Source organism: uncultured Aquincola sp. (genome assembly GCF_964001545.1).
GTDB lineage: Bacteria > Pseudomonadota > Gammaproteobacteria > Burkholderiales > Burkholderiaceae_C > Aquincola.
Genome location: NZ_CAXFDV010000582.1, coordinates 1 through 3,720, shown reverse-complemented (window position 1 = coordinate 3,720; position 3,720 = coordinate 1). Strand labels below are relative to the sequence as shown.

Sequence of the window (3,720 nt, the reverse complement as noted above, 5' to 3'; positions counted from 1 at the left end):
GCCGCCCTCGGCGATGGAGATGGTGCGCATCCTGGTGGAAGGCCATGAGGCCGTGGCGCGCACCGCGCGCAGCATCTTCCCGCTGGCCGACAAGGCCGGCGACGAGCCCACCGCCGACCTGCTGACCCAGCGTCTGACCGTCCACGAGCAGGCCGCGTGGATGCTGCGGTCCATTCTCCAGGATTGAGGCTGGGCAGCCGGCAGCCGCGATAATCGCGGGCTTGCCCCAACCAATCGTCGGTGCACCCCGCCTGCCGGGGCGCACCGCGCTGCCATGTCCGACCTCACGCCCCAGGTGCGCCGCCGTCGCACCTTCGCCATCATCAGCCACCCCGACGCCGGCAAGACCACGCTGACGGAAAAGCTGCTGCTGTTCTCCGGCGCGATCCAGATCGCCGGCTCGGTGAAGGCGCGCAAGGCCAGCCGCCATGCCACGTCGGACTGGATGGAGATCGAAAAGCAGCGCGGCATCTCGGTGGCCTCGTCGGTCATGCAGATGGAATACCGCGACTGCGTGATCAACCTGCTGGACACCCCGGGCCACCAGGACTTCTCCGAAGACACCTACCGCGTGCTCACCGCCGTGGACGCGGCGCTGATGGTCATCGACGCGGCCAACGGCGTCGAGCCGCAGACGCGCCGCCTGCTGCAGGTCTGCCGCGCGCGCAACACGCCCATCCTCACCTTCGTCAACAAGATGGACCGTGAGGTGCAGGAGCCGCTGGCGCTGATGGACGAGATCGAGCGCGAGCTGGGCATGACGGTGGTGCCTTTCACCTGGCCGGTGGGCATGGGCAAGTTCTTCGGCGGCGTGCTGGACCTGCGCAAGGACCAAATGCGGGTGTTCACCCCCGGCGAAGACCGGGTGGCCGGTACCGAAGAGATCGTCGAAGGGCTGAGCAACCCAGCGCTGGCCGAACGCTTCGGCGCGCCTTACGAGCAGGCGGCCGGCGAGATCGAGCTGGTGCGCGAGGCCGCGCCCGAGTTCGAGCACGAAGCCTTCCTGGGCGGCCAGCAGACGCCGATGTTCTTCGGCTCGGCCGTCAACAACTTCGGCGTGCAGGAAGTGCTGGACGCGCTGGTCGACCTGGCGCCCGCGCCCGGCCCGCGACCGGCCATCCAGCGCACGGTGGAGCCGGCCGAGGCCAAGTTCAGCGGCGTGGTGTTCAAGATCCAGGCGAACATGGACCCGGCCCACCGCGACCGCATCGCCTTCCTGCGGGTGGCTTCGGGCAAGTTCCAGCGCGGCATGCGCATGAAGGTGGTGCGCTCGGGCAAGGAGCTGCGGCCCAACACCGTCGTCACCTTCATGAGCCAGAAGCGCGAGCTGCTGGACGAAGCCTTTGCCGGCGACATCATTGGCATCCCCAACCACGGCGTGCTGCAGCTGGGCGACACGCTGACCGAAGGCGAGGCGCTGCAGTTCACCGGCCTGCCTTTCTTCGCGCCCGAGCTGTTCCGCTCGGTGGAAGTGGCCGACCCGCTGAAGACCAAGCAGCTGCGCGCCGGCCTGACGCAGCTGGGCGAAGAAGGCGCCATCCAGGTGTTCCGGCCGATGCTGGGCTCGATGTTGCTGCTGGGCGCCGTCGGCCAGCTGCAGTTCGAGGTGGTGGCCCACCGGCTGGAGCATGAATACGGCGTGAAGGCCCGCATCATGCCGGCGCGCTTCAACGTGGCCCGCTGGGTGACCTGCGACGAGGCCGACGGCGGCGAGAAGGAGCTCAAGCGCTTCATCGATGGCAACAGCCACCGCCTGGCGTTGGACGCGGTGGACGCGCCCACGCTGCTGCTGGAGTACGCCGGCGAATTGCGCGCCTGCCAGGAGAACTGGCCCAAGATCAAGTTCCACGCGCTGCGTGAGCATGCGGGGCTGGTGTTCCAGCAGCGCATGGGGGACTGAGTCAGTTCTGCGCGCCCGCCGGCCCCGGATGACCCGCGGATGACGCCCATGGCGGCCGCCGGGTTACAAGCACCCCGCCATCAGGGGGTGTGGGCACTCACGTGAAAGCCCAACAATTCAGCACAAATTAACAGGGAGCTTTCTCATGCGTGCATGCACTCTTCGCGCGGTCGTCGCCACTGCGGCGCTCGTGGCTGCTTCCGCGGCCAGCGCGGCTGACTTCACCGTCGACGCCAAGGCCAACTGCGCCTGCGACAACGGCACCGGCGCGGCCACCGTGTCGCTGCTGGCTGGCCAGTCGTTCAGCGTCAGCGTCGACGCCAACCAACTGTGGAGCGCCGGCGAGCTGCCTCGCTGGTCCAACGCCAACGGCCTGATCGGCGAGCTGAAGGCCACCGGCTCCGACGCCAGCGGCCAGGCCGCGGGCACCGTGATCGGCACCTCCTTCGGCAACCTGGACCAGGCCGGTCTGGCCGCCCCCTACGGCGCGCTGGTCGGCCAGATCGGTGGCGGCAACTTCTTCCTGGTGGGCACCAGCTACGCCGGCCAGGCTGCCAACGCCGGCCTGCTGAAGCTGTACTACTGGGACGGCGGCAACTTCGACAACGTCGGCAGCATCACCGCCAGCGTCAACGTGTCCGCCGTGCCGGAACCCGGCACCTACGCGCTGATGGCCGGTGGCCTGGCGCTGATGGGCTTGTTCGCCCGCCGCCGTAACGCCTGAGCGTCCGGGGCCGCCACGGCCCTGTTCAGCGCTGCTTCAAGAAGCCACCCGCCTGTCGGCCGGTGGCTTTTTTGCGCCCGCCGCGCAGCCGCTGCCCGGGGCGGCCCCGGCCGATAATCGCGCCGTGAAAGCCTCCTCACTTCCCAGCCCGGGCGCGCCTTCCAGGTGGCGGCTCTACCTTGACCTCATCCGCTTCAACCGGCCGGCGGGCTGGCTGCTGCTGCTGTGGCCCACGCTGTCGGCGTTGTGGATGGCGGCCGATGGCTTTCCGGGCTGGCACCTGCTGTTCGTCTTCACCGCCGGCACGGTGTTGATGCGCAGCGCCGGCTGCTGCGTCAACGACGTGGCCGACCGCGATTTCGACAAGCACGTCAAGCGCACCGCGCAGCGGCCGGTGACCAGCGGCGCGGTGTCGGTGAAAGAAGCGCTGCTGCTGGGCGCGGCGCTGGCGCTGGTGGCGTTTGCGCTGGTGCTCACCACCAATGCGCCCACCATCTTGCTGTCGTTCGCGGCGCTGGCCATCGCCATCGCCTACCCGTATGCCAAGCGCTTCGTCTCGATGCCGCAGGCGGTGCTGGGCGTGGCCTTCAGCTTCGGCATCCCGATGGCGTTCAGCGCGGTGCTGGGCGGCGCCGACTGGCACTGGCGCGCCGTGGCCGACGCGGTGCCGCCGCATGCCTGGTGGCTGCTGGTGAGCAACCTGTTCTGGGTGCTGGCCTACGACACCGAATACGCGATGGTGGACCGCGACGACGACATTCGCATCGGCATCCGCACCTCGGCGCTCACGCTCGGCCGCTTCGACGTGGCGGGCGTGATGGCCTTCTACCTGATCCACCTGGCCTCCTGGGCCGCCATCGGCCGCCTGCTGGGCCTGGGCGGCTGGTTCCTGGCCGGCGTGGCGGCGGCCGCGGCGCAGGTGGCCTGGCACTACGGCCTGATCCGCGGCCGCACCCGCGAAGGCTGCTTCAAGGCCTTCCGCCTCAACCACTGGGTGGGCTTCGCGGTGTTCGCGGGCACCGCGGTCGATCTGGCGCTGCGCTGAGCTCACCTTCGGGGGACGCGAGCGCAGCGAGCTTGGGGGCGAACCTCAGTC

General features: G+C 69.4%; 4 protein-coding genes. All 4 read left to right on the top strand.

Going from position 1 to position 3,720, the window contains the following annotated elements; translation table 11 throughout:
• A partial coding sequence (locus tag ABNT58_RS20060) for a ferritin-like domain-containing protein (protein ID WP_348755188.1) occupies window positions 1-187 on the top strand: 187 nt, incomplete at its 5' end.
• An 87-nt stretch (window positions 188-274) separates the two neighbouring features.
• The gene (locus tag ABNT58_RS20055) at window positions 275-1,900 is read left to right on the top strand and encodes a peptide chain release factor 3 (protein ID WP_348755187.1); all 1,626 of its coding nucleotides are present in this window, start codon (window positions 275-277) and stop codon (window positions 1,898-1,900) included.
• 190 nt (window positions 1,901-2,090) lie between these two features.
• Window positions 2,091-2,624, top strand: a complete 534-nt coding sequence (locus tag ABNT58_RS20050) for a PEP-CTERM sorting domain-containing protein (RefSeq protein WP_348755186.1) — start codon at window positions 2,091-2,093, stop codon at window positions 2,622-2,624.
• Window positions 2,625-2,748: 124 nt separating this feature from the next.
• Window positions 2,749-3,669 carry a 4-hydroxybenzoate octaprenyltransferase gene (gene ubiA, locus ABNT58_RS20045; RefSeq protein WP_348755185.1) on the top strand — a complete coding sequence of 307 codons (921 nt, stop codon included), beginning with the start codon at window positions 2,749-2,751 and terminating at the stop codon, window positions 3,667-3,669.
• Window positions 3,670-3,720 lie beyond the last annotated feature (51 nt).

Bases quoted from the DNA above. Each gene is read 5' to 3' on its own strand.
- ABNT58_RS20055 (WP_348755187.1), top strand. From the start codon at position 275: ATGTCCGACCTCACGCCCCAGGTGCGCCGCCGTCGCACCTTCGCCATC.